This window comes from Flavobacterium sp. NLM (genome assembly GCF_002210235.1).
Lineage (GTDB): Bacteria > Bacteroidota > Bacteroidia > Flavobacteriales > Flavobacteriaceae > Flavobacterium > Flavobacterium panici.
Genome location: NZ_LIAC01000002.1, coordinates 78,197 through 102,708 on the forward strand (window position 1 = coordinate 78,197; position 24,512 = coordinate 102,708).

General features: G+C 34.3%; 20 protein-coding genes. 8 read left to right on the forward strand and 12 right to left on the reverse strand.

Annotation, left to right across the window (positions count from 1 at the left end; translation table 11 throughout):
* Position 1: 1 nt before the first annotated feature.
* From APR43_RS02550 to APR43_RS02560, 3 genes are all read right to left on the reverse strand, one after another.
* A complete protein-coding gene (locus APR43_RS02550) occupies positions 2 to 1,087 on the reverse strand; it encodes an efflux RND transporter periplasmic adaptor subunit (RefSeq protein ID WP_053472021.1) in 1,086 nt (361 codons plus the stop codon).
* A 71-nt stretch (positions 1,088 to 1,158) separates the two neighbouring features.
* Positions 1,159 to 4,449, reverse strand: coding sequence for an efflux RND transporter permease subunit (locus APR43_RS02555; protein ID WP_053472020.1), 3,291 nt, complete (start codon positions 4,447 to 4,449; stop codon positions 1,159 to 1,161).
* A gap of 12 nt (positions 4,450 to 4,461) precedes the next feature.
* On the reverse strand, positions 4,462 to 5,847 hold the full coding sequence (locus APR43_RS02560) for a TolC family protein (protein WP_053472019.1): 1,386 nt from the start codon (positions 5,845 to 5,847) through the stop codon (positions 4,462 to 4,464).
* A 162-nt stretch (positions 5,848 to 6,009) separates the two neighbouring features.
* Between APR43_RS02560 and APR43_RS02565 the strand changes: the two genes are divergently transcribed.
* The 4 genes from APR43_RS02565 to APR43_RS02580 all read left to right on the forward strand — a co-directional run bounded on the left by APR43_RS02565 (position 6,010) and on the right by APR43_RS02580 (position 8,977).
* A complete protein-coding gene (locus APR43_RS02565; RefSeq protein WP_053472018.1) occupies positions 6,010 to 7,047 on the forward strand; it encodes a sensor histidine kinase in 1,038 nt (345 codons plus the stop codon).
* Positions 7,047 to 7,745, forward strand: a complete 699-nt coding sequence (locus APR43_RS02570) for a LytR/AlgR family response regulator transcription factor (RefSeq protein WP_053472017.1) — start codon at positions 7,047 to 7,049, stop codon at positions 7,743 to 7,745. Before APR43_RS02565 ends, APR43_RS02570 begins: the two co-directional genes overlap by 1 nt.
* A gap of 89 nt (positions 7,746 to 7,834) precedes the next feature.
* Positions 7,835 to 8,293: a PepSY domain-containing protein gene (locus APR43_RS02575; protein WP_053472016.1), complete on the forward strand. Its 459-nt coding sequence runs from the start codon at positions 7,835 to 7,837 to the stop codon at positions 8,291 to 8,293.
* Between the two features lie 177 nt (positions 8,294 to 8,470).
* Positions 8,471 to 8,977, forward strand: a complete 507-nt coding sequence (locus tag APR43_RS02580; RefSeq protein WP_053472015.1) for a hypothetical protein — start codon at positions 8,471 to 8,473, stop codon at positions 8,975 to 8,977.
* An 86-nt stretch (positions 8,978 to 9,063) separates the two neighbouring features.
* On the opposite strand, the gene APR43_RS02585 is transcribed toward APR43_RS02580, so the two are convergent.
* The 9 genes from APR43_RS02585 to APR43_RS02625 all read right to left on the reverse strand — a co-directional run bounded on the left by APR43_RS02585 (position 9,064) and on the right by APR43_RS02625 (position 19,382).
* The gene (locus APR43_RS02585) at positions 9,064 to 9,828 is read right to left on the reverse strand and encodes an SDR family oxidoreductase (RefSeq protein ID WP_053472014.1); all 765 of its coding nucleotides are present in this window, start codon (positions 9,826 to 9,828) and stop codon (positions 9,064 to 9,066) included.
* Between the two features lie 287 nt (positions 9,829 to 10,115).
* On the reverse strand, positions 10,116 to 10,841 hold the full coding sequence (locus tag APR43_RS02590) for an SDR family oxidoreductase (RefSeq protein ID WP_053472013.1): 726 nt from the start codon (positions 10,839 to 10,841) through the stop codon (positions 10,116 to 10,118).
* A gap of 332 nt (positions 10,842 to 11,173) precedes the next feature.
* Complete coding sequence (locus APR43_RS02595; RefSeq protein WP_053472012.1) at positions 11,174 to 12,097, reverse strand: helix-turn-helix domain-containing protein; 924 nt, start codon at positions 12,095 to 12,097, stop codon at positions 11,174 to 11,176.
* Between the two features lie 209 nt (positions 12,098 to 12,306).
* A complete protein-coding gene (locus tag APR43_RS02600) occupies positions 12,307 to 12,870 on the reverse strand; it encodes a 2'-5' RNA ligase family protein (RefSeq protein ID WP_053472011.1) in 564 nt (187 codons plus the stop codon).
* Between the two features lie 25 nt (positions 12,871 to 12,895).
* Positions 12,896 to 14,266: an alginate export family protein gene (locus APR43_RS02605; protein WP_053472010.1), complete on the reverse strand. Its 1,371-nt coding sequence runs from the start codon at positions 14,264 to 14,266 to the stop codon at positions 12,896 to 12,898.
* Between the two features lie 3 nt (positions 14,267 to 14,269).
* Positions 14,270 to 16,057 (reverse strand): amidohydrolase, encoded by a 1,788-nt coding sequence (locus APR43_RS02610; protein WP_053472009.1) that lies wholly within the window; start codon positions 16,055 to 16,057, stop codon positions 14,270 to 14,272.
* A gap of 228 nt (positions 16,058 to 16,285) precedes the next feature.
* The gene (locus APR43_RS02615; protein ID WP_053472008.1) at positions 16,286 to 16,975 is read right to left on the reverse strand and encodes a hydrolase; all 690 of its coding nucleotides are present in this window, start codon (positions 16,973 to 16,975) and stop codon (positions 16,286 to 16,288) included.
* Between the two features lie 227 nt (positions 16,976 to 17,202).
* On the reverse strand, positions 17,203 to 17,517 hold the full coding sequence (locus tag APR43_RS02620; protein ID WP_053472007.1) for a hypothetical protein: 315 nt from the start codon (positions 17,515 to 17,517) through the stop codon (positions 17,203 to 17,205).
* A gap of 923 nt (positions 17,518 to 18,440) precedes the next feature.
* The gene (locus tag APR43_RS02625; protein WP_053472006.1) at positions 18,441 to 19,382 is read right to left on the reverse strand and encodes an alpha/beta hydrolase; all 942 of its coding nucleotides are present in this window, start codon (positions 19,380 to 19,382) and stop codon (positions 18,441 to 18,443) included.
* Positions 19,383 to 19,787: 405 nt separating this feature from the next.
* Here APR43_RS02625 and APR43_RS02630 point away from each other — a divergent pair, with 405 nt between their 5' ends.
* The 4 genes from APR43_RS02630 (at position 19,788) to uxaC (ending at position 24,507) form a co-directional block, all read left to right on the forward strand.
* Entirely contained in the window at positions 19,788 to 21,347 is a 1,560-nt protein-coding gene (locus APR43_RS02630; RefSeq protein ID WP_053472005.1) for an MFS transporter, read from the forward strand.
* Positions 21,348 to 21,439: 92 nt separating this feature from the next.
* Positions 21,440 to 22,279, forward strand: coding sequence for a 5-dehydro-4-deoxy-D-glucuronate isomerase (gene kduI / locus APR43_RS02635; RefSeq protein WP_082356423.1), 840 nt, complete (start codon positions 21,440 to 21,442; stop codon positions 22,277 to 22,279).
* 4 nt (positions 22,280 to 22,283) lie between these two features.
* Entirely contained in the window at positions 22,284 to 23,075 is a 792-nt protein-coding gene (locus APR43_RS02640) for a gluconate 5-dehydrogenase (protein ID WP_053472003.1), read from the forward strand.
* A 25-nt stretch (positions 23,076 to 23,100) separates the two neighbouring features.
* Positions 23,101 to 24,507, forward strand: coding sequence for a glucuronate isomerase (gene uxaC, locus APR43_RS02645; protein WP_053472002.1), 1,407 nt, complete (start codon positions 23,101 to 23,103; stop codon positions 24,505 to 24,507).
* The last annotated feature ends 5 nt before the right edge of the window (positions 24,508 to 24,512 follow it).

Consider the following 24,512-nt stretch of genomic DNA (forward strand, 5'->3'; position numbering starts at 1 on the left):
GTTATTCGTTTATGACATCGCCTTCCTTAGTTTCTTCGCTGGCAATTTTTACCAGTTTATCTTTAAGGTTTAAATCTCCGAAAATTTCGATTTTATCGTCGATTTCTCTTCCTTTTTTAATGTCAACTCTGTTTGCTTTATGATTCACAACTCTAATTACAAATAAACCTTCAGCAGAATTCACCACCGCCGATTTCGGAACTACAAATGTACTGTCTTTCGCGTTAAGCGGTAATAAAACTTCGGCAACCATTCCAGGTAATAAATCTTTTTTTGTATTGATAACATCCATTTCAACACGCTCAGAACGCAATTTTAAATCTAAAGCTCCAGACATTCTGGTAATTTTAGCTTTAAAAGTTTCAGGTAATGATTTTACATTAAAACTCATTTCGTCGCCTTCGTGTAAATATCCTGTATACAATTCCGGAATAGAAACTGCCAAACGTAATTTATCTTGCTGTTGGATGGTCAATAAAGGCAAATCTGAACCTTTTCCTGCCGGACCAACAAATGTTCCTAAATTCACGTTTCTTGCCGCCACAACGCCATCAAACGGAGCGCGAATTTCAAGATAACCTCTCATAATCGAAACTTCTTTATGCGCTGCAATTGCGGCTTGGTATTGCGCGTAATCAGAATTCTTTTTTCCGCTTGCCATTTCTAAATCGTTTTTAGAAATCGTTCCTTCAACCTTGCTTGTTTCATACAAACGGTTGTAAGTACTTTTGCTCGTTGTATAAATTGCTTCCATCGATTTTAATCTCGATTCGGCAGCAGCCAGCTGTGAACTGATTTCAGGAGCTTCTAAAACAATTAAAAGCTGCCCTTTTTTTACTTTCGTACCAATATCAACTTTCAATAATTTTACGAAACTGCTCACTTTAGCGTATAAATCTACTTGTTGAAAACCAGTTAATTCGGCTGGTAAACGCAATTCTGTACTTAGTTTTTCTTTTTCTAAAAGAAACGTTTCAGTTTTAGGTTCAATTTCTGCCACAACAGGCTCTTCTTTCTTTGAATTACAGCTGTTAAGGAAAAATAATGCTGCAAAAAACAGCGCGCTATATTGTATTTTATTTTTCATTTTTTGGTTTTATATGATTATTAAAGGATAAAAGTTATCGAAGTTTTTTCACCACGATTAGACTTTTAACTTTATGACTTTCCAACTTTCGACTTACTTATTGATGAGATATAATGGATGCTTTCTTCGTCTTCAGGATCTAAAGAAACAGATTGTGTCGATGTTTTTTCTTGTGCCCAGGCAAAAATCTGAGGAAGAATTAATAATACGGCAAAAGTAGAAAATAATAATCCGCCAATAACCGCTCTTCCTAACGGAGAAACCTGATCGCCGCCTTCACCGTGCCCAATTGCCATTGGTAACATTCCCGCAATCATCGCGACAGATGTCATGATAATAGGGCGAAGACGCAATGCCGCAGCTTCACGTGCAGATTCTAATGCGTTTCCGTTTCGTTTACGCAATTGCTCGGCATTTGTGACCAGTAAAACGGCATTGGCAATCGAAACCCCAACCGACATAATGATTCCCATATACGATTGTAAATTTAGCGTAGAACCTGTAAGCGTAAGCATTAATAAAGCTCCTAAAACTACCGCAGGAACCGTTGTTAAAATTACCAATGAAACTTTGAATGACTGGAAATTAGCGGCTAACATTAAGAAGATTACAAAAACGGCAACCAATAATCCTGTTTGTAAACTACTTAATGTTTCGCTCAATACAGTACTTAACCCAATTGGCGAAATAAACAAACCACGAGGTAATTCGCCTAATGAACTAATTGTTTTGCCCACATCTTTTGCAGCCGTACCTAAATCGGTTTGGTTGATGTTTGCCGTAACGGTAATGTATGGCATAGCCCCTAAATTGTCATTTTCTCCACTTACATAAGTTGGTGTAATTTTAGCAACGTCGCTCAAAACCGGACGAATCGAGTTTCTTAATACCGGAATTTCTCCAATATCTGTTCTGCTTTTCATTTTATTTAAAGGAACCTGAACCTGAACGTTGTATGATAATCCCGCTCTTTCGTCAACCCAAGTATTTTTTTCGGTATATCTTGATGATGAAGTCGAAGCAACCAATGAACGTGAAATATCATTCATATCAACGCCTAATTCTGCAGCACGTGTTCTGTCAATATCAATATTCATTGCCGGATAGTGAATTGGCTGACCAATTTGCACATCTCTGAAATACGAAATCGCTTTTAGTTTATCAACAATTTGATTGGCGTATAATTCATTTCGTTTTTTATCTTTTCCTGCAATTCGAATTTCGATTGGAGTAGGAGAACCCTGGCTTAAAACTTTATCAGTCAATTCGATTGGTTCAAAAGAAACTTTAGTATTTGGCAGTACTTTTTTAAGTCTTGCTCTAAAGTCATCTTTAAACTCATCCATATCAACATGATATTCTTTTAAACTTACTTGGAAAACCGCTTCATGAGAACCTGCCATGAACAAATAAATAGGGTTAATGGAGAATAAAGACGGGTGTTGTCCCACATAAACAGAAGTGATTCCGATATGTTCTTTTCCAACCATTTTCTCCAATTCTTTTAAAACAATTCTGGCTTGTTCTTCTGTTCTTTCTAAACGAGTTCCGTCAACAGCGCGCATTCTCAATTGAAACTGACTTGAATTTGTTTTTGGAAATACGTCTTTTCCGATAAAACCAATAAATACAATCGCTAAAGCGGTAGCAGAAACCAGATATATAATACTTGTCGCTTTTTTGTATGGAAATAAACGATCTAAAGTTCTCATAAAACGAACTCTGAATCTTTCAAAAAGGCTTATTTTTCCGTTATTATCGGTATCGATTTTTTCAACGTAACCTTTTTTCTGTGTTATCAAATCTTTTTCAGATTCCGGAGTTAAACCGCAGTCTCTAAATTCGGCTTCATCATCTGTAATTTCCGGGCCATGTGTATGTTTTTCATGACCTTTCATTAACCAGTTTGCCATTACAGGAACAAAAGTCTGAGATAATAAAAACGAAATAACCATTGAGAATCCAATCGCTAAAGCCAAAGGAAGGAACAACGCTCCCGGAATACCAACCATGGTAAACGCTGGTGCAAACACTGCAAGAATACAAAGTAAGATCAATAATTTAGGCAATGCAATTTCCTGACACGCATCCCAAATGGCGAGTGCCTTGGGTTTACCCATATCAAGATGCTGGTGAATATTTTCAATAGTTACCGTACTTTCATCCACCAAAATACCAATTGCAAGAGCCAAACCTGATAAAGACATTAAGTTGATCGTTTGCCCGAATAATTTCAAGAATAAAACTCCCGAAATTACCGAAATTGGAATCGTCATAATTACAATCAAAGCTGCACGACGGTCACCAAGGAAAAGCAATACCATTAATCCGGTCAAAACCGCACCAATAATTCCTTCAGTAATTAAACTTTTAACCGAGTTGATTACATAAACCGACTGGTCAAATTCATAAGATAATTTTACATCTTCAGGAAGTGTACTTTGAATTTTAGGAAGTTCAGCTTTTAATTTCTGAACCACATCCCAAGTCGAAGCATCTCCCGCTTTTGCAATACTAATATAAACCGAACGTTTTCCGTTTACTAAAGCGTAACCTGCCGTAATATCGGCACCATCTTTTACAGAAGCAACATCACCTAATTTTAGATTTTGAACGCCGCCTTTAAATAACGGAATCTGCTCAAAATCCTTAACTTCTTTAATTGTATTATTAGTTGGCGTAATATAGTTTTTGTCGCCCATACGAACGTTTCCAGAAGGAGCCGTTTGGTTGTTTAAACGAATCGCTTCCACAATTTGATCCGGCGTCATATTATGCGAACGCAATAAATCTGGGTCAACATTTACCTCAATTGTTCTTGGGCTTCCGCCAAAGGGAGCCGGCGATAATAAACCGGGAATTGCAGTAAACGAAGCACGAACATAAACGTTAGCTAAATCCTGTAATTCGTTGTTTGAACGTATTTTACTGCTTAAAACCAATTGACCAATTGGCAGAGAAGAAGCATCAAAACGAATAATAAATGGAGGCTGAGTTCCCGGAGGAAATGCCGCCTGAATCCTGTTGGAAAGCGCACTCAACTCGGCAGCCGCCTGAGCCATGTTTGTTCCTTCATAATAGGTTAATTTCATGATCATTAACCCCTGAATATTTTTGGTTTCTACTGATTTGATACCATTCGAAAATGGTAAAACATTCACGTAGTTTTTAGCAAAATAAGCTTCCATCTGGTCTGGCGTATAACCTCCAAACGGATGCGCAATATAAATAACCGGCAAATTCATTTTTGGTAAAATATCTACCTTAATGTCCTTGATGGCACCAATTCCGAAGAAAAATAGACCCGCAACCAATACTAATATGGAAATGGGTTTGCGGAGTGCAAAACGTATTAAATTCATTAGACGTTATAATTAAAATTCATTTATAAATAAGTCAAAATTGCCCGTTGCAGCAACTTTCAGTAAAAACGACTGCCATACATTATTGTTCACAATATCACGATCGATTTCGGCACGATTTAAAGTGTAAATCGTTTGGGTCAAATCAGTTAGATCCGTTAAACCATTTTTGTATAAAGTCGATTTTTGAATGTAAGCTCTTTTTGCCGCATCAACCTGAATTGGCGCTTCGGCATAATTATCAAGTGTAATTTTGATCTTATCTTCGGCAAAAGTCAATTGTGATTTTAATTCTCTGTCTGCCTGATTATATTCTTCCTGTAAAGCTTGAGAAACAAATTTCTGAGCGCTTACTTGTTTACTTGATCTAAAAGGTGTCGTTAAATTCCATGTAATTCCAACTCCAACCAAATAATTGGTACGATCCGGATTTACACCATCCCAGTAATTTCTGCTAAAAGCATGCTGGTCTGTAGCATAACTATTTTCAAATCCCGAAGCTCTGGTTTGTAAAACCCCAAAAGCACTCATTGTAGGGTAATAAAAACGTTTGTATAATTTAACCTGCTGATTGCTGTAATCGATTTTCGTTTTATAGAATTGTAATAAAGGATGCAGGCTGTCTGTAGCTGCATTTGTTTTAATCAATTCTTTTGGAATCTGCGTTACAAAAAGTGTATCGGTAACAAAATCCTGAGGTGCAACGCCCATTAAATCGACTAATTTATTGTTTTGTTCTTTAACGAAATTCTTCGCAAGGTTTAAAGCAATTTTAGCTTTAGAAACTTCGGCTGTAGCCAATGTAGAATCTACGCCGGCTAATAATCCGTTTTTAACTCTCGCAACAGCCGTCTTTTTGAAAACTTCCGCACGATCCAGATTTTTTTGCTGCGAAATCAACAATCTCTGACTCGCCAATAGATTTAAATAAGCAGCAGAAATTTTGATTTCCTGTTGGAATTTTTCCTGCTGTAAATCTTTTTCTTTGGCCTGAACATCAATTTTAGACAAATTGATTTTTTCCTGTGTTTTTCCAAAAGTGAAAAAATCCCAGTTCATGTTGACCAGATAAAGCGCGCCAAAAGCCGAATTCCAGTTTTGTTCCGGCAGCGGTAATCCTGATGAAGCAACTCCAAGACCTCCAAATCCATAAAGCGGTCCGTTTTGACCATTTACAGTTCCGTAATCCTGCTGTGCCGATAAATTAAGGTTAGGCAGGTAATCACGTCGAGATTGTTTTAGAGTCTCTTTTGATGCATTGGTGTAATTGTTTTTTGCCCTGATCGAACCGTAATTTTCAAGCCCAGTTTTTACTGCTTCTTTTAAAGAAAGGGTTTGAGAGTAACCGATTGATGCAAAAATCAAGAAAAATAATAAGGTAATTTTTTTGAAATACATAAACTCAAGTGTGAAATTATAGCACAAATTTATTTCTCTTACACTGATAAAAGTCATGTTAAGTGATGTACTGCAATAGTAAATGACCAATTCAATTGGTCATTTTTTAGAAATGATAATTAAATATTTGTCCGTACTTTGTGAACTATTTAAGTTTAAAAAATGAGCATAAAATTTGATAATATTCTGGATAACAAATGGTGGCAGGAAATTGCCGTCGTCGCGTTTTCCTTTACCATATATACTTTAAAAAACGACTGGATGTTATTTAGTTCTATAACATCTGTTTTAATGGGCGTTTTCTTTTATTGCATTTTGTACATGCACGCCCAGTTCAATCGTTTCTTCCTTTTTCCCATATTATTTAAAACCCGTCGTCCTTTTACTTATTTGGTATTAACGCTTTTTGGTGTTCTTGTTTTCTCGATTGTGTTGTATGAGCTTACGATGCTAGACATGTTTAGAAATCTTTATTTTTATCAAAACTCGCATCAAAGAAGTTATTTATACCAATTAGCCAGCGTTTTAGGAACTTTAGTTTGTATTTTAAGCCCGATTATTGTTTTTAAATTCTACAGAATACACAGAAAACGTACTGAAGAAGCTTTGTTATTCAACCAAATGCAGTTGAATTCTCTAAAAGGACAATTAAACCCGCACTTTTTATTCAATACTTTTAATACGCTTTACGGAATCAGCTTGGAATTCCCGGACAGAACGCCGGATTTAATTATGAAAGTTTCGCAGTTAATGCGTTATCAATTAGAAAGTAACAGCAAACAATGCGTATCTTTAGAAGACGAATTAGAGTTTATAAACAGTTATGTGCAGCTTGAAAAAGAGCGTGTTGGATATCGCTGTGATATTACTTTTGATTCTAAAGTTGATAATGAAAATGCGTATAAAATTTCACCGATGCTTTTAATTGCTTTTATTGAAAATGCTTTTAAACACGGTACCTGCGCGATTGAAAAATGTTTCGTCCAAATTTTTATTACGGTGGAAGACGGACAGCTGCATCTTCATGTAGTAAACTCAATTCCAACGAAACAAACCGATGTTGTTTCGACTAAAATTGGTTTAAAAAATACGATTGAAAGACTGAATTTGATTTTCGGGAAAAACTATACACTCGATATTCAGGAGAATAAAAAAACTTATATTGTTGATTTAAAACTGCAGTTGAAAAGATTTGCATAATGAGAGATCCAAAAAAATGCATTATTGTTGATGATGAGCCGGCAGCGCATTATGTTTTAGCTAATTATATAAAACAGAATCCGCAGTTAGAATTGGTTTTTCAGGGATATAATGGCATTGAAGCAATGGATTATCTTAGGGAAAACAAAGTCGATTTGATGTTTTTGGATATTAATATGCCTGAGATTTCGGGAATGGAATTATTAAAGATTATTCCCAATCATCCTAAAACTATTTTAACGACCGCTTATTCTGAATTTGCACTTGAAAGCTACGATTACGGCGTAATTGATTATTTACTGAAACCTATTTATTTTCCAAGATTTTTAAAAGCTGTAGATCGTTTTTTCTCTACAGAAAATGTAAAAACAAAAGAAGAAGAAGTTGTTGTAAATAAAGTAAGTGTAAAAGTCGACGGTTATTTTATTGATATTGAATTAGACCAGCTTTTGTATGCACAGAGTTTTGGAAATTATGTGAAACTGCACACAACAAAACGAACTTATCTCGCCTCAATAACCACAACGGAGCTTGAAAAATGTCTTCCGGAGAAAAATTTTATCCGAATTCATAAATCTTATATTGTCGCATTAGACAAAATTGATACAACTGAAAAAGATTTTGTAGTAATTAAAAATGAAAAATTACCCGTTGGAATAACCTACAAAAGGGAATTGACGGACAGATTAAAAAAGTAACATTTTTTTTATTAAAAAATATTTGTATTTCATTTTAAAAGTAATAATTTTAGTACTTATTTGAGTTTTTAATTTTAATAGTCAGGATCATGAAAAAAGTATTCTTACTGCTGATTTTACTTTACGGTGGTTTTTTAAGCGCTCAAAATGAAGTAGTAACGCCGCCCGAAAAGGTTCGATTTACTTTTGAAAAAGAGTATCCAAACAAAGTTGCGGTCTGGTCTATAGATTATGTTGGCGATGATAATGATGAAATTAGGTACCAGGCAAAATTTAATACCGATAAGAATACCAAAGCGCTCGCAGTTTATGATAATTTGGGAATTTTGAAAGCGTATGAATTACAAATTCCGTTAAGTCAATTACCTCAAAAAGCGCAGACTTATTTAAAGAAAAATTACGCACCAAAAGCGATTAAGGAAATCGCTGTGATAGTAAATGATAAAAACAAAACTACTTATGAAGTAGGTATAGAAAAAGATTCCAGATTTTATGATGTTGTTTTTGATCAAAATGGAGGTTTTGATGTAATCATCGAAAAAAATTAAAAAGAACACTTACTAATTCAATTATATTTAAAACGGCAAACCCGACAAGTTTTTTACTTGTCGGGTTTTGTTTTTGTTGTTAGAAGATATTCTAAATTTTAACTTTTTAATATGGTTAAAATGTAGTAATTTTATTACTTTATATGCAGATTGTTTAATTTTATTAAAGGTATTATTATGAAGAATTTTTATTTATTTACCGCCTTTTTATGTTTCAATTTTTTAATAGGACAGCAGAGCATTTTGCTTCCGTCAGAAAAGACAGTAAAGGCTTTTGAAAAACAATATCCACAAAAAAAGCCAATTTGGTCTATGGAATATGGAAAGACTGAGAATGATATTTATTTTGCTGCAAAATTTAGTATCGCAGCCAAAACACAGGCTTATGCAGTTTATGACAGTGATGGGAATTTTAAAAAGTATAAAGAACAAATTTCAAGTGCTAAACTTCCAAAAAATGCACAGGATTATCTTGATGCCAATTATCCGATTAAATCAAATTTGAAATCAAAAAGTAAGTCAAAAACAAAAGCTAAAGCCGTAGTGCCGCCAAGAGAAGCTTACTCTGCTCTTGATACTAAAAACAAAACATCTTATGAAGTGAAAGCCGCAAAAGACGGAAAAAATTATAATCTTATTTTTGATGAAGAAGGAAACTTAATTAAAACAATTCAAATAGGGTAAAAAAATACTTACTCAAACATATTTAAAACAGCAAACCCGACAGGTTTCAAAAACCTGTCGGGTTTAATATTTAACGTAAATAAGAATTACAAATTCATTCCACCAGAAGCTTCAATACGTTGTGCATTTACCCAGCGTGCATCTTCGGTACATAAAAAAGCAACAACACCGCCAATATCGTCTGGCAAACCAACTCTTCCTAAAGCTGTAATTGAGGCTAAGTTTTTGTTTAATTGTTCGTTATCACGAACAACACCGCCGCCAAAATCAGTTTCGATGGCGCCCGGAGCGACAACATTGGCTCTGATTTTTCTTTCACCTAATTCTTTTGCCTGATATTTTGTTAACGTCTCGATTGCGCCTTTCATAGAAGCATATGCCGAATAACCTGGAAATGAAAATCTAGCCAAACCAGTTGAAATATTTACAATTCCGCCACCGTCGTTCATTATGCTCAAAGCTTTTTGAGTCAAGAAAAACGGACCTTTAAACTGAATATTAGTCAATTGGTCAAACTCTGCTTCAGTAGTTCCAACAAATGAATTATGAATTCCGATTCCGGCATTGTTTACTAAAAAATCAAATTTATCCGTATTGAAAGTGCTTTTTAAAGTGGAAGAAACTCCTTCAAAAAAGCCATCAAAAGTTTGTGAATCTCCAACGTTTAATTGAAGAGAAGCCGCTTTTTGACCTAAACTTTCGATTTCTTTTACAACAGCGTCTGCTTCATCTTTTTTACTGTTGTAAGTAATGATAACGTCAAGTCCTTTTTTAGCAATTGCAATTGCCATATTTTTTCCTAAACCTCTGCTTCCTCCTGTAACCAGAGCTATTTTTGTATTTACTGCCATTTTTTATAATTGTTGATTATTAATTGTGAATTGTTGATAGTTTGTTTGTTGTTCTGTCAGTCTGAGCGAAGTCGAAGACCCCGCACAGTGTGATTTTTTTAAACACATAGAAACACAGGTTTTATTTTGAATTTAAAAGATTTAAAAAAGAAACTAGTTTCTAACACATAGCGATGTGTTTAGTTATCTTTATGATTTCTCGTTGCTATTCTATGTTTGTTTAGATAAAATGAAATACCTTTTATGTGTTTGCAAAAACTATGTTTCTATGTGTTTAAAAATTAATTTCAGTTACCGTGTAATGCGTTAAATGACGCTTTTAATTCCGGAACGCTTGCGTTTAATCTTGTTTCGCTGGTTCCAAAAGTAAGTTCTTCTTTTCCTTGTTTTATTTGTTCAAAAATGGATAGAATAAAATCACTCACACTCGGATGTGCGTCGTGTAAACCAACTCCGCCAAGATCTGTGTTCAATGCAGGCGGAATAATTTCGATTACTTCGATATTTTTTTCTTTTAATAAATGACGAAGTGAAATTGTAAACGAACGGAAAAATGCTTTTGTAGCCGAATAAACCGGAACTTTTGCAAAAGGTGAAAATGCCAGCCCAGATGTTACATTCATTACCGTTGTTAAAGATTTTAACTCAATAAATAAGGAAGTTAAATGTAGCGGTGCTTCAATATTTGTACTGATTTCCGCTTTCATGCTTTCGTAGAAATCAGCATCTGTAACAGAAACCCATTTTTGAATTCCGGCATTGTTAATTAATACGTTTAAATCAGGATGATTTTCTTGAATCCATTTGTAAAGTGCGATTCTTTCTTCTTCTAAAGATAAGTCGCATACTTTTGTGATTACGGAAGGAAATTTTGCTTTCACTTCGTTTAAAACAGATTCTCTTCTGCCGCAGATAATTACGGTATTGTTTTCCTGAATAAATCGTTCAGTAAGTCCAAGTCCAATTCCGCTTGCACCGCCTGTTATTAAAATTTTGTTGTTTGATAAATTCATCTTTTCGATCTTTTAAATTGATAAGACAAAGGTAGGAGTGAAGTAGTGTTGGGGAATTGTAAATATCAAACCGATGTTTGCGAAATTCAAATCAGGAGTAATGAAATTCCAATTTTTTATCCCGAGGCTTCGGGACCAAATTCCAATTATTACTGGCTCAAATAAAAATTCTCATTTTATGTCATCCTGAGCGAAGTCGAAGGACACGCCCTATAAGAACATACTGTATGAACTCAGCTTGAGATCCTTCGACTTCGCTCAGGAGGACAAGCTTTGTGGGAATCTAAAATCTAAAATCTGCAATCTAAAATAATTATAAAATCTAAAATTATTTAGCTCCTAAAAGCCAGCGGCGTTAAAGTAGTTTGTTTTTTAAAAAAGTTAGAAAAATGCGCTAATTCTTCAAAACCAAGAGAATAAGCGATTTCAGAAATATTCCAATCCGTTTGTTTTAAAAGGATTTTCGCTTCGTTTGTCAATCTTGAACTGATTAATTCAGTTGTGGTTTTTCCGGTATTTTCTTTTAAAACCTTATTTAAATGATTAACGTGAACAGATAATCTCGCTGCAAAATCCTTTGCGGTTCTTAATTCTAATCGCTGATGCGGAGATTCTATTGGAAATTGTCTTTCTAATAATTCGGCAAATAAAGACGAAACCCTCGCTGCAGAATTGTGTTTAGAATAGAGAGCAGTTATAGGCTGTAATTTTTGTCCGAAGTGAATTAATTCAGCCACATAATTTCGGATTAAATCATATTTATAGATATAATCAGAATTAATTTCTTTTTGTATTTTGTTGAAAATCAAAGCGACTTCTTCTACTTCTTCATCTGACAATTGAAAAATAGGATAACCGTCTGAAGCAAAAATAGGAAGTTCGTCTAAGTCAATTCCGCTTTTGTTTTTAGATAAAAACTCGCTTGTAAAAACGCAAAACTGTCCTGATTGATTTGTGTCTTGCGGAACATAATTATACGGAATTTTTGGTGTTGCAAATAACAATCCTTGTTTTTCTATTTCAATTACTTTGTCGGCATACTCTGCTTTATTATGACCTCTTATCAAACTTATTTTGTAATAAGCTCTTCTGTCATAAGGCATTGTCGGTTTTCCCTGAAGACGTTCTAAAAGTTCTTTAATATCAAAAACATTAAAATGACCAATTTCTTTTTGAATGTCATTTGGTAATAATAAGTTAGGTTCAACAGTTTCGTTTCCGGTAATATCCTGGTAAAATGAATCTAGGGATTTCATATTTATGAATTGTAAAATTCAAATATACGAAATTTTTTTTGGCCCGCGGATTTTACGGATAAAACTGATTTGCACAGTCATTGCGAGGAACGAAGCAATCTCACTTGCTGAATCAATTTTATGATTTTTGTTAGTGTGGTTGCTTCGTTCCTCGCAATGACAATACTTTGTAAAAAAACTTTGTGTCTTAGTGCCTTCGTGGCAAAACCTCAAAACAAACTGCCCTGAACAAACTCAGCTTGTGCATTTCCATTAAAAGAAAAAGTATCAATTACAAAAAACTGTTTTTTAACAGGATCTAATTCTCTTAAAACAATTTCCTTGCATAAAAAATCAATATCGATTGTAGTGAAAAGCTGCGAGGCAATTTTAAGATTTTCAGGCGTTAATTTCCTTCCAATTGACATATGTGGATCGTCACTTTTTTTGAGTTTTAAAGGTTTTAAAGATTCCTGAACCTTTTTCATAATAGGTTTCAAGACTATTTTTGATTCTTCATTTGGAGCTATAAAAAATGCTCCGGCATTGTCATAAGAACCAAAATGATCTAAATCAACTTGAAAAGGAGTAAAAGTATCACAAACTTTAAAAAGCTTTTGTTTGTATTTATCAATTTCGGATTCGGTAATTGTGAATTCACAAATCGTAATATGTCCAACAGAATTACAGCTGTTGTACCAATCAATTTTGCTTTTTAAATAATCCTTCATTGTTTTGACAGAATCAATAACATCTTGTGAAGGATAAATGGCAACCGAATACTTTTTCTCCATTTTTAGAACTTTGTGTTACACAAATTTAGAATTTAAATTGTGCTGTCAAAGCGGTATAAAAATAATCTTTTCCAGAACCGGCTTCTTTTAAAAATGCACCCGCATCAAACCATGCACCTTCTACAGAAACAGTTAAAAAAGGATTTACATTATAATCAAAATTTGTGATCAATTGTGTTCCTATAAAACGTTTGGTTGTGTTGTCTCCAGAATACAAAAGTTGCATATTTGGGGCATATAATCCGTCGTGAATGGAACTTCTCCAGAAAATATCATAATCGATTCCGAAGCCTAATTTTTCGGTTAAATCTAACTTAATTGACGGATGAATGTCAATTAAGTTTGATGGGCCAATTAAACCGACTAAACCGAAATAAGCTCCTTTTGGATACAAAGGATTAAATGTCTGCAATTGATTGTCATTGCTGTTTTTATCTCCGGAAATAAACTCTGTTTTTAAACCAATTTCAGGATTGAATTTGACGTTTTCAAAAGTATATGATGTGTTAGATGAAAGTGTCCAAGCGGAAATATTTTGCGATTCGATTTTGCCGAATTGATACAAACCTTCAAAATCATATTTCCAGTTTCCTTTTGTTTTCCAAATTCTTGTTCCTATGGAATGTCTGGTTTCTTCGCCAACAGCATTATCAAAAACAGCGTGGTTTTTCCATAAACCTAAATAATACAAATCGATATTTTGAATAAATGGCACTTTGTGAAATACCGTATAATTTCCCCAAAGTTTAGCGTTATCATTAAAATCATCATTAAAAACTCCGGGTTTATTGGCAACAGGATGCGAGTAAAAAGCATCCGTCTGCCAATTATTGTTTTTGTAGAATAGTTTCATTCCGTCAAAAGCAATTCGGTTGTTGGGACGTTCGCGAACGCTGACTAAACGCTGCGAACCGTATGCGATTTCCTGTCTTCCAACTCTAAAAGTTAACTGCTGATTTTTATTTTGAATGAAATCAACATCTAAAAATGCCTGATGAAAATCAAGTTCGTTTTGATCAACCGGACTTGGGTCAATTTTACTGTTGGCCAGACTGCTTTGGAATTCAATAAAAGTTCTGAACCTTCCTAAATGAACATCGGCATTTAGTAAATATCTTGACAATAAATAACCGTCGCCGCCCGTGGTTTCATCGCCCCATTTGTCATTTACGGTATAAAAATATTGTTCTCTGATTTCTCCGCCAATTGAGGCGTAGTATTTGTCGTTTTTTCCTAACGGAATATATTTGATTTTCTTGTACCAGTTTTTCGTTGAATCGGCTTTTAGATATTGGAAATCATCGTCATATCGCAGCTTTTGGAAAACTGGTTTTTGTTGTGCATTTGCAGAAAAAATGATTCCCAAAAGCAACAATAATCGGAATGTATTTTTCATTATTTAGTTTTTTTGGTAACCTCCAAAGTAATTTACAGGACTCCAATCCGGAATCGCTTTTGGTGTTTCTTTGGCAAAGGTTCTAAATTCATTATCCGCATAAACTACTTTTCCGTTTACGACTGTTAATTTTGATTCTATGTTTAAGATTTTTTCTTCAGGAGTTGCGAAATAATCATCAGAAAGAATAGAAAAATCGGCTAGTTTATCTGCTGTCAGCATTCCGCGATCTTTTTCAATATTGATTAATTGTGCGCTTCCGTAAGTGAATAATTTCAAAGCGGTTGTTCTGTCCAGAATATTTTCATCGTTCATATATTTTAAACCGCCTAAAGTTTTTCCTGTTGTTAACCAATATAATCCAACCCACGGATTGTAACTTGCAACACGTGTTCCGTCAGTTCCCATTCCTACTTTAATTCCTAATTCTAAAATTTTCTTTAGAGGAACTGTATTCGCAGCTGCCGTTTTTCCATATCTTTTAATAAAACTTTCACCTTGATACGCCATTCTATGTTGAATCGCCAATCCTCCGTTTAAAGCTTTTATTCGTTTTAAATTTTCTACAGAAACCGTTTCTCCGTGATCAAAGAACCATAAAAGTCCATTTAAAGGTGTTTCTTTATTGATATCTTCAATTACATTTAAAAATCTTGTAATGCTTTCATTGTAAGTCGCGTGAATTCTAAACGGCCATCTGTTTTTAATTAATAATGATAGAACTTCTTTTAATTGTCCTTCCATCGCCGGACTTAATTCTGGTCTTGGTTTATCAAAGTTTTCAAAATCTCCCGCACTCATAACTAAATTTTCTCCTGCCCCCTGAACATGATATTCTACTTTATCTGAATGATGATCGTCGTCACAGCCTTCGCCAATTTCAACGGTATTAATCCATTTGGTATAATCGTTTAATTCACTTCCGGCTTTTTGAGCAAACAAATAATACGGCATTCTAATCGTTAAATCGCTGTCTTTGCACAAACCATTCGTTACACCATAATCGTCTGGAAAGTTTTGAAATCCGCCTCCTGCATCCATAATCGCTGTTACGCCAAGACGGTTCATTTCGGTCATAAATTGTTTTGTGGAGTTTATTTTTTCTTCTGGAGATAATTCCGGAAGTTTAGAAAGTGTCGAGTATAAAATAAAAGCATTTGGCTCAGCAACTAATAATCCGGTTGGGTTTCCTTCAGGATCTTTTTCAATTAATCCTGCATTTGGATTTGGCGTATTAGCATCAATTTTTAAAGCTTGTAATCCTGCTTTATTTAAATAAGCGTGTCCGTATAAATGAAGAATAAATGTTGGAACATCGCCTGTTGCTTCGTTGATTTCTGCTAAAGTCGGGAGTCTTTTCTCTTCAAACTGATAGGCATTCCATCCGCCTACAACGCGAACCCATTGTCCTTTTGGAGTTCTTTGTGCTTGTTCTTTCAGCATTGCCAAAGCTTTTTTGAGAGAACGAACGCCATCCCAGCGTAATTCGGTATTAAAGAACCTTCCGCCGCGAATAATGTGCATGTGAGAATCGAATATTCCGGGAATAATTACTTTTCCTTTGGCATCGATTACGGTTGTCTTTTTGTCTTTTAATTTTAAGATTTCGCTGTTTTTTCCCGTTTTCAGGATTTTTCCATCGGCGACAGCCATAGCTTCGGCAATTGTATTTTTATCGTCTAAAGTGTGAATTACAGCGTGATGAACGATAAGTGTAGCTTTTTTGCCTTGAGCGAAAATTGAAACAGAAAGCAATAAAAGAAAAGCTAATATTTTGAAAGAGAGTTTCATAATAGTGGTATTTAGTTGGTTTTGGGAGAAAAAAAGACTGTGGGGTTACACAGCCTTTCTTTGTTTTTCTGGAAGTATTTTAGTGCGAAATGGCACGCGGATCTTACTGATTTGCTTTGCAAAGACGCGGATTTACACAGATTTTATTTTATAATTAATGATTTAAAAATCCGTTTTATCCGCGCCTTCGCGATAGCGAATCCGTTTCATCCGCGTTCCATTTACCATTTAGTGTTTCAACATTTCGTGTGCATATTGAACACCTACACCATAAGCACCGCCGTATTTTTTAACTAAATCTGTTACAGGTACATAAGTTTCCTGACGAGCCCAGTCGCGTTGTAATTCTAATAAATATTGTAATGAAGTTACAGGATGTGCACCAGCTTGTACCATACGAGTTACAGCCATTTCGTGAGCTTCTTTAGAAACGTCACCGCTTGCATCTGTAATTACATAAACATCATAACCTTCGTTGATTGCTGATAAAACTGGTCCAACAATACAAACGCTTGTCCATAAACCGCCAAAAACGATTTTCTTTTTACCTGTTGCAATAATCGCTTTGCGTGCAGGAGCGTCTTCCCAAGTGTTCATTGTAGTACGATCGATATAGTTTGAAGTTTTTTGTGGATAGAATTCTTCAATTTCTCTAAAAACAGGTCCGCTGAATGATTTCTCAGCAACCGTTGTTACAATAGTTGGAACTTTGAATATTTTTGAAGCTCCGGCTACAAGAGCGGTATTATTTCTAAGCTGATCGATTGGAATATTGCTTACTGCAAAGGCCATTTGGCTTTCGTAATCAATTAGGACTAATGCATGATTTGTTGGATCTAACAATGCCGGACTTGGTTTTTGAGCAAATCCAATAAATGTTACAAATAATAAAGCTGCGGTAAGGATTAATTTTTTCATGATAATGTGATTTTGTTGTTAATTAAAAGGTTTAAAAAATATTTTGTATTTGATTTTCAGTGTTTAGCATTCAAATTAAATGCCTTGTTTGTAATGTGTTGATTTTAAAAGGATTTTCAGAAAAGGCAATAGTGATCCTAGCGATATATCGTCAATAAAAATTGGATATTCGTTAATGTATTATCGTAAAGCTTTTAATGAATTTTAAAAGAGAAAAATGCTGGTACCTAAATTTTTCCTTTTAGATGTAATCGGTGGAGAATTTCTGATTTTAATAAACCGCTTCCTCCGCCAAAATGTTCAATTACTTCAACTTCCGGCTGCTGTTTTAAGCAAAATGAAGTAAACTCTTTTTCAACGTGATCTTCGATTCCGGAACTCAAAAGAACAACATCGATTTTGTGATTCTGAAAATATTCCTGAGCTTCTTTTTCATTGTTGAAAGAAACTGCGTTCCAATCTTCATATGCGTTTACAAGGCGAAGTAAAATGGCCAGTATATCTTCGTTTTTTCCGAGTAATAAGAATTCAAGTGTTTTCATTTTTTCTAAGTTTCTGAGGTTCTGAGTGACTAAGATTCTAAGTTTTTTACTTTGAATTTAGTTTTAGCAGAACTTCTAATTTACTTTACAAATTTATTTGTTTTATCATGGCTTCAACTTAATCTAGGATAAGAAGTTAGTAAGGTTCTAAGATGCTTAGATTCTAAGTTTTTTCTTTTTCTATTTGGTTTCAGTTTTTGACAGAACTTGTAATCTACTATGCAAATTTATTTGTTTTGTTTTTGCTTCAACTTAATCTAGAACAAGAAAGATTTTTTTAAAGTTTCTAAGATACTGAGGTACTAAGATTCTAAGTTTTTTCTTTTTCTATTTGGTTTCAGTTTTTGACAGAACTTGTAATTTACTATGCAAATTTATTTCTTTCATTACGGTTTCAACTTAACCTAGAATAAGAAAGGTTTCTTAAGTTTCTAAGATGCTGAGATACTAAGATTCTAAGTTTTTTCTTTTCTATTTGGTTTCAGTTTTTTACAGAACTTATAATTTACTATGCAAATTTATTTGTTTGATTACGGTTTCAACTTAACCTAGAAAAAGAAAGGTTCTAAGCTTTAAAAAAAAAAACTTAGAACCTCAGAATCTTAGAACCTTAGCAACTTTAAAAAAAATATACGGGAAACCCGTAATGGGATTTCAAAAGGCTGTATTAGATTTGTCTTGTTGAGATTGAGATAATGATTTACTACCTTTTAAATTATTCCTCAAAGATCTTAACGGTTAAACTGTTTTTGGAGAAACAATTTTTTTAATTTTTAAAAATTTGACATATTCACTTTATCATGGGTAACTTGTAGAAATTTGCAAATAATACAACAGATGTCTAATTTTTTATAGGTTTTTAGATTTGGTTAATTGGTTGGCCTCTTCTAAAAACCTTTTTTTTGTTTCATCCTTTTTTTGCTTTAGTTATAGCCGTTTACTTTTAACCATTCCTGGCAGTCTCTTGTCCAATATTTGCTGGTGTCGTTTACGCCTAAACCAAAACCGTGACCGCCTTTTTCATATAAATGTAACTCCGCTGTAACTCCATTTTTTTTGAGAGCTAAATAATAATCGATACTGTTTTCGGGTAAAACGACCGTATCATCTGTTGCATGAATTAAAAAAGCAGGAGGTGTTTGTGTGGTAACTTTCTTTTCGTTTGAAAAGGAATCAATTAAATCTTGTGAAGGATTGTTTCCCAGTAAATTAATCTGTGAACCTTTGTGCGTAATATCATTTTGCATTGAAATTACAGGATAAATTAGAAGAGAAAAATCGGGGCGGGCGCTTACTTTAAAAGCAGATTCATAAACTTTATCATCATAATGAGTGGATAGGGTAGCAGCTAAATGTCCGCCCGCAGAAAAGCCTAAAATTCCAATTTTGTTAGGATCAATATTCCATTTTGCAGCATTTTGTCTTACGTAGCGAATTGCTTCCTGCGCATCTTGCAATGGACCTACGTTTTTATTTTTCATTATTAAATCACTCGGAAGTCGGTATTTCAATACAAAAGCCGGAATTCCTAAACTATTAAACCATTGCGCCACTTTTGTTCCTTCCTTATCAATAGCCAAATGCTGATATCCTCCGCCGGGAAGAATAATTACAGCAGTCTGATTTGGTTTTGTTACATTCGGGAAAAACGCCGTTAAAGTTGGAATTGTAACTAAACTGGTACTTTGAACTTTTCCGTCAGTTATAACTTCTTTTTCTTTATAATCTGGCGCTTTAATTTCATCCGGAATTTTATTCCAAAGCGGAATTACCTGATTCTGCGCTTTTATATTGAATAATACTCCTGTAAAAAGGATAAAACTAAATACAGTTTTTCTAAAATATTGTTTTTTTGAATTTTTCAATGTTAAATTTAATTAGTTGTTTTACAATTGTTTACTTGTTTGGTCGGGCAGATTTATAAATTTGAATTTGAATAAATGAAAGGTAATTAAAAAACAATTTCATGAGGATTAAATCCCGGGACAATTTTACCCCTAAATACGGATAAATTTCACCTATTGGCTTTTAACAAATATATTGGTTAATGTGTAATTTTGAGTTCTTTTTTTTATGCAATGTCTTAAATTTGGTACTGAAAATAATTTTATATATAATTTATTTGGAATATAAAGATTAAAAACTATATTTGTGCAATCGATTACATTATTGCAATCCTATAATTTTAATCTCTTGATTCTAATGTGTTTAAATTATGCATTTGTATACGGATCTTAAAATTAAATAATCTAACTATAATAACCACAATCATGAGTCAAACCGATGCTGTTACAGTAAATCAAACTATTAAATCCGCAGGAAAATATCGTTGGAGTATATGTGCGCTTTTGTTTTTTGCAACCACCATTAATTACCTCGACAGACAAGTTCTTTCGTTAACCTGGAGTGATTTTATCGCACCGGAGTTTCATTGGACAAACAACGATTACGGAAATATTACTGCGTTGTTTTCTATTTTTTATGCTGTTTCTTTATTATTTGCAGGACGATTTGTAGATTGGTTAGATACTAAAAAAGGATTTCTTTGGGCTATTGGGATTTGGTCTGTAGGAGCCTGTTTACACGCTTTTTGCGGTATTGCAACTTCAGGAATTATAACTGGCAACTGGCTGGTTGGTTTTGAAGGATCAAAAGAAATAATCAGCGGTTTAAGTGATACCGGAAAAGTAATTAATGTAAGTGTTACATTATTCATTTTCGCCCGTTTTATCTTAGCAGTTGGTGAAGCAGGGAACTTTCCTGCAGCAATTAAAACCACTGCCGAATATTTTCCTAAAAAAGACCGTGCCTTTTCTACCAGTATTTTTAACGCCGGTGCAACAGTTGGTGCATTGGCAGCTCCAATTTCAATTCCTTTTATCGCAGAATCATTTGGATGGGAAATGGCATTTATTATCATTGGAGCATTAGGTTTTATCTGGATGGGATTCTGGATTTTTATGTACGATAAACCAGAAAGACACAAAAGAGTAAGTGCGGAAGAATTAGCTTATATTCAGCAAGATGATATTGCAGACAGTAAATTAGTAGGTTACGTTCCTGAAACAACTTCAAAAGTATCTTTTATAGAATGTTTAAAATTCAAACAAACCTGGGCTTTTGCATTTGGTAAATTCATGACAGATGGTGTTTGGTGGTTCTTTTTATTCTGGACCCCGGCTTATTTAAGTTCTGTATACCACATGGATTCTACAGAAGCTGCATTGCCATTATTCGTTTTGTATATGATTACTTTACTATCGATTATTGGTGGATGGCTTCCAACTTATTTTGTTGAAAAGAAAGGAATGAACCCTTACGAAGGAAGAATGAGAGCGATGCTGATTTTTGCATTTTTTCCACTATTAGCTTTAGTCGCACAGCCTTTAGGATATATTAGTTATTGGGTTCCTATCATTATTATCGGAATCGCTGGTGCAGCACACCAATCATGGTCGGCTAATATATTTACAACGGTTGGAGATATGTTTCCTAAAAAAGCAATTGCAACCATTACAGGAATTGGAGGTTTAGCAGGAGGTTTAGGTTCTACTTTGATTAATAAAGGTTCAGGATTATTGTTCGATTATACACATAAAACATTGACAACCGTAAACGGACAGCCGTTTTTAGAGAAATTCCCACAATTTGTAACACAGCCTATTCCGGAAACTTTCTTTAAAGAATTAGAGAAAAGCGGTGCGGTAATTTCTGATGGAATCAATACAGGCTATATGATTATTTTCTCGATTTGTGCGGTATGTTATTTAATTGGCTGGACAGTAATGAAAACTTTAGTTCCTAAGTATAGTCCAATTACAAATCTGTAATTTAGCATTGGTGAAATATTTTTTAGTTGGAATTATGCTTTTTTCAATATAAAAAATTAAATTTGTGCAATCGATTACATTAAAATAAAATTATGACAAAATATAGTTCAAGATACGCGTCAAGCCCAGAAGCAGTTAAAAAATATGACACACAGCAGTTAAGAGAAGAATTCTTAATTGATGACTTAATGCAGGAAGATGAAGTTGTATTGGTTTATTCACATTACGACAGATACATTGCAGGTACTGCAGTTCCTGTAAAAGGTGATTTAGCGCTGGAAACAATCGATCCGCTTAAAGCACCGTACTTTTTAGAAAGAAGAGAAATAGGAATTATTAATGTTGGAGGAAGTGGTTCTGTAGTAGTCGAAGGAACATCTTATGAATTGGGTTTTAAAGATGCCTTATACATTGGAAGCGGCAATAAAGAAGTAATCTTTAAAAGCTCTGACAGCAAAAATCCGGCTAAATTTTACATCAATTCTGCACCGGCTCACACAACTTACCCAACGATAAAAGTAAGCTTGGCAGAAGCCAATAAATTAGAATTAGGTACGATGGAAACGGCAAATCACCGTACGGTAAACCAAATGATTATTGGAAGTGTTGTAACAACCTGCCAATTGCAAATGGGAATGACGGAATTAAGACCGGGAAGTGTTTGGAATACCATGCCGGCACACGTTCACGATCGTAGAATGGAAGTTTATTTTTATTTAGATATTCCAGAAAACCAAGCCGTTTGTCACTTCATGGGACAGCCGCAGGAAACAAGACACATCTGGATGAACAATCATCAGGCAGTAATTTCTCCGCCTTGGTCAATTCACTCAGGTTCAGGAACCAGCAATTATACTTTTATCTGGGGAATGGCGGGTGAAAATTTAGATTACGGAGATATGGATGTTTGTAAAATCACTGATTTAAGATAAGAAAATGACAAACTTATTTGATATAAAAGGAAAAGTTGCCCTTATTACAGGAAGTACACACGGACTGGGAATGGCAATGGCAAAAGGACTTGGAGAAGCCGGAGCAACAATTGTGGTAAACGGAAATTCATCTCAACAAAAAATTGACGATGCTGTAGCGGCACTTAAAAGTGAAGGAATCAATGCGGTTGGTTACAAATTTAATGTAACCGAAGAGCAGGAAGTAAAAGCTGCTGTTGCAAAAATTGAAAGTGAAGTTGGACCAATCGATATTTTGATTAATAACGCAGGAATTATTAAAAGAATTCCCCTTCTTGAAATGGAAGTTGCTGATTTTAGAGAAGTAATCGATATTGATTTAGTAAGTCCGTTTATTGTTTCTAAGCATGTGGCAAAAGGAATGATTGAAAGAAGACAAGGAAAAATCATCAACATTTGCTCTATGATGAGCGAGTTAGGCCGTAATACGGTTTCGGCATATGCTGCTGCAAAAGGCGGTTTAAAAATGCTGACGAAAAATATGGCAACAGAATGGGCAAAATACAATGTTCAGATAAACGGAATCGGGCCGGGATATTTTGCTACAGAACAAACAAAACCAATTAGAGTTGACGGACATCCGTTTAACGATTTTATCATTAGCAGAACTCCTGCTGCAAAATGGGGAAACCCAGGTGATTTAGCCGGAGCAGCGATATTTTTATCCTCAAAAGCGAGTGATTTTGTAAACGGTCACATTTTATATGTTGACGGCGGAATCCTGGCGACAATAGGAAAACCTTCAAACGAAGAATAATTCTCAAAATATATTTTAAAAAGACATGAGCGCGAATCAGACATTCATACACGATAATTTTCTGTTAGAAAATAAATATGCTGAAGAGTTGTATCACAATTACTCTAAAAATCAGCCAATTATTGATTATCATAATCACCTAAATCCGCAGTTTATTGCCGAAGACAAGATTTTTGATAACATTACAAATGTATGGATTAATGGAGATCACTATAAATGGCGCGCCATGCGTACATTAGGAATCAACGAGCAGTTTGTAACCGGAAATGGTTCAGATAAAGATAAGTTCTTAAACTGGGCAAAAACAGTTCCATATACGATGCGTAATCCTTTGTACCACTGGACACATTTAGAATTAGCGCGCTATTTTGATATTTATGATTTACTGAATGAAAAAAACGCAGAGAAAATCTATATCGAAACAACTGAGAAAATAAATTCTCAGGCGTACAGCACACAAAACCTTCTTAAAAAAGTAAATGCTGAATTAGTTTGTACTACCGAAGATCCAATTGACAGTTTAGAGTTTCACCAAAAACTAGCAAAAAATCCAATTGGAACTAAAATGAGTACGGCTTTCAGACCCGATAAAGCCATCTTAATTGCTAATGATGGTTATAATGCATATCTGGACACATTAGGGGATGTGTCCGGAGTTGCAATTAATACTTATGCTGATTTACAAACTGCATTAAGAAACAGAATTGAATATTTTAATGCAAATGGCTGTAAATTAAGCGACCACGGTTTAGATCAGATTTATTTTGAACAATTTACAGAATCTGAAATAAATTCAATTTTCAAAAAGAAAAGAGAAAACAGAATTCTGTCTTCAGAAGAAGCTTTAAAATTCCAAAGTGCTGTTCTATTGTTTTTATCTGAAACTTATCATGAATTTGGATGGGTACAGCAGTTTCACTTAGGTGCGTTGCGTAACAACAATGCTCGTATGCACAGAATTTTAGGGCCAGATACAGGATGGGATTCTATTGGAGATTATCCGCAGGCACAAAAACTGTCAAGCTTTTTAAATGCTTTAGACAGCAAAGATAAATTGTCTAAAACTATTATTTATAATCTAAATCCGGCTGATAACGAAGTTATGGCAACGATGATTGGAAATTTCAATGACGGAAGCGTTCGCGGAAAAGTACAGTTTGGTTCTGGATGGTGGTTTTTAGATCAAAAAGATGGAATGACAAAGCAGTTAAATGCACTTTCAAATATGGGATTAATCAGCTGTTTTGTTGGAATGCTGACAGATTCTAGAAGTTTTTTATCGTTCCCAAGACACGAATATTTCAGACGTATTTTATGTAATCTTTTAGGAGATGAAATCAAACGCGGAGAACTTCCAAACGATATGGAATGGATAGGAAAATTAGTTGCCGACATTTCATATAATAATGCTAAAGAGTATTTTAAATTTTAATTTTT

What these genes read in the sequence shown, in the direction of transcription:
- APR43_RS02580 (WP_053472015.1), top strand. Translation starts at nt 8,471, where the DNA reads ATGAAGAATTTTTATTTATTTACCGCCTTTTTATGTTTCAATTTTTTA.
- APR43_RS02620 (WP_053472007.1), bottom strand. Translation starts at nt 17,517, where the DNA reads ATGAAAACACTTGAATTCTTATTACTCGGAAAAAACGAAGATATACTG.
- APR43_RS02610 (WP_053472009.1), bottom strand. Translation starts at nt 16,057, where the DNA reads ATGAAACTCTCTTTCAAAATATTAGCTTTTCTTTTATTGCTTTCTGTT.
- APR43_RS02640 (WP_053472003.1), top strand. Translation starts at nt 22,284, where the DNA reads ATGACAAACTTATTTGATATAAAAGGAAAAGTTGCCCTTATTACAGGA.
- APR43_RS02615 (WP_053472008.1), bottom strand. Translation starts at nt 16,975, where the DNA reads ATGAAAAAATTAATCCTTACCGCAGCTTTATTATTTGTAACATTTATT.
- APR43_RS02560 (WP_053472019.1), bottom strand. Translation starts at nt 5,847, where the DNA reads ATGTATTTCAAAAAAATTACCTTATTATTTTTCTTGATTTTTGCATCA.
- APR43_RS02605 (WP_053472010.1), bottom strand. Translation starts at nt 14,266, where the DNA reads ATGAAAAATACATTCCGATTATTGTTGCTTTTGGGAATCATTTTTTCT.
- uxaC (WP_053472002.1), top strand. Translation starts at nt 23,101, where the DNA reads ATGAGCGCGAATCAGACATTCATACACGATAATTTTCTGTTAGAAAAT.
- APR43_RS02575 (WP_053472016.1), top strand. Translation starts at nt 7,835, where the DNA reads ATGAAAAAAGTATTCTTACTGCTGATTTTACTTTACGGTGGTTTTTTA.
- APR43_RS02595 (WP_053472012.1), bottom strand. Translation starts at nt 12,097, where the DNA reads ATGAAATCCCTAGATTCATTTTACCAGGATATTACCGGAAACGAAACT.
- APR43_RS02585 (WP_053472014.1), bottom strand. Translation starts at nt 9,828, where the DNA reads ATGGCAGTAAATACAAAAATAGCTCTGGTTACAGGAGGAAGCAGAGGT.
- APR43_RS02565 (WP_053472018.1), top strand. Translation starts at nt 6,010, where the DNA reads ATGAGCATAAAATTTGATAATATTCTGGATAACAAATGGTGGCAGGAA.
- APR43_RS02570 (WP_053472017.1), top strand. Translation starts at nt 7,047, where the DNA reads ATGAGAGATCCAAAAAAATGCATTATTGTTGATGATGAGCCGGCAGCG.
- kduI (WP_082356423.1), top strand. Translation starts at nt 21,440, where the DNA reads ATGACAAAATATAGTTCAAGATACGCGTCAAGCCCAGAAGCAGTTAAA.
- APR43_RS02555 (WP_053472020.1), bottom strand. Translation starts at nt 4,449, where the DNA reads ATGAATTTAATACGTTTTGCACTCCGCAAACCCATTTCCATATTAGTA.
- APR43_RS02600 (WP_053472011.1), bottom strand. Translation starts at nt 12,870, where the DNA reads ATGGAGAAAAAGTATTCGGTTGCCATTTATCCTTCACAAGATGTTATT.
- APR43_RS02630 (WP_053472005.1), top strand. Translation starts at nt 19,788, where the DNA reads ATGAGTCAAACCGATGCTGTTACAGTAAATCAAACTATTAAATCCGCA.
- APR43_RS02550 (WP_053472021.1), bottom strand. Translation starts at nt 1,087, where the DNA reads ATGAAAAATAAAATACAATATAGCGCGCTGTTTTTTGCAGCATTATTT.
- APR43_RS02590 (WP_053472013.1), bottom strand. Translation starts at nt 10,841, where the DNA reads ATGAATTTATCAAACAACAAAATTTTAATAACAGGCGGTGCAAGCGGA.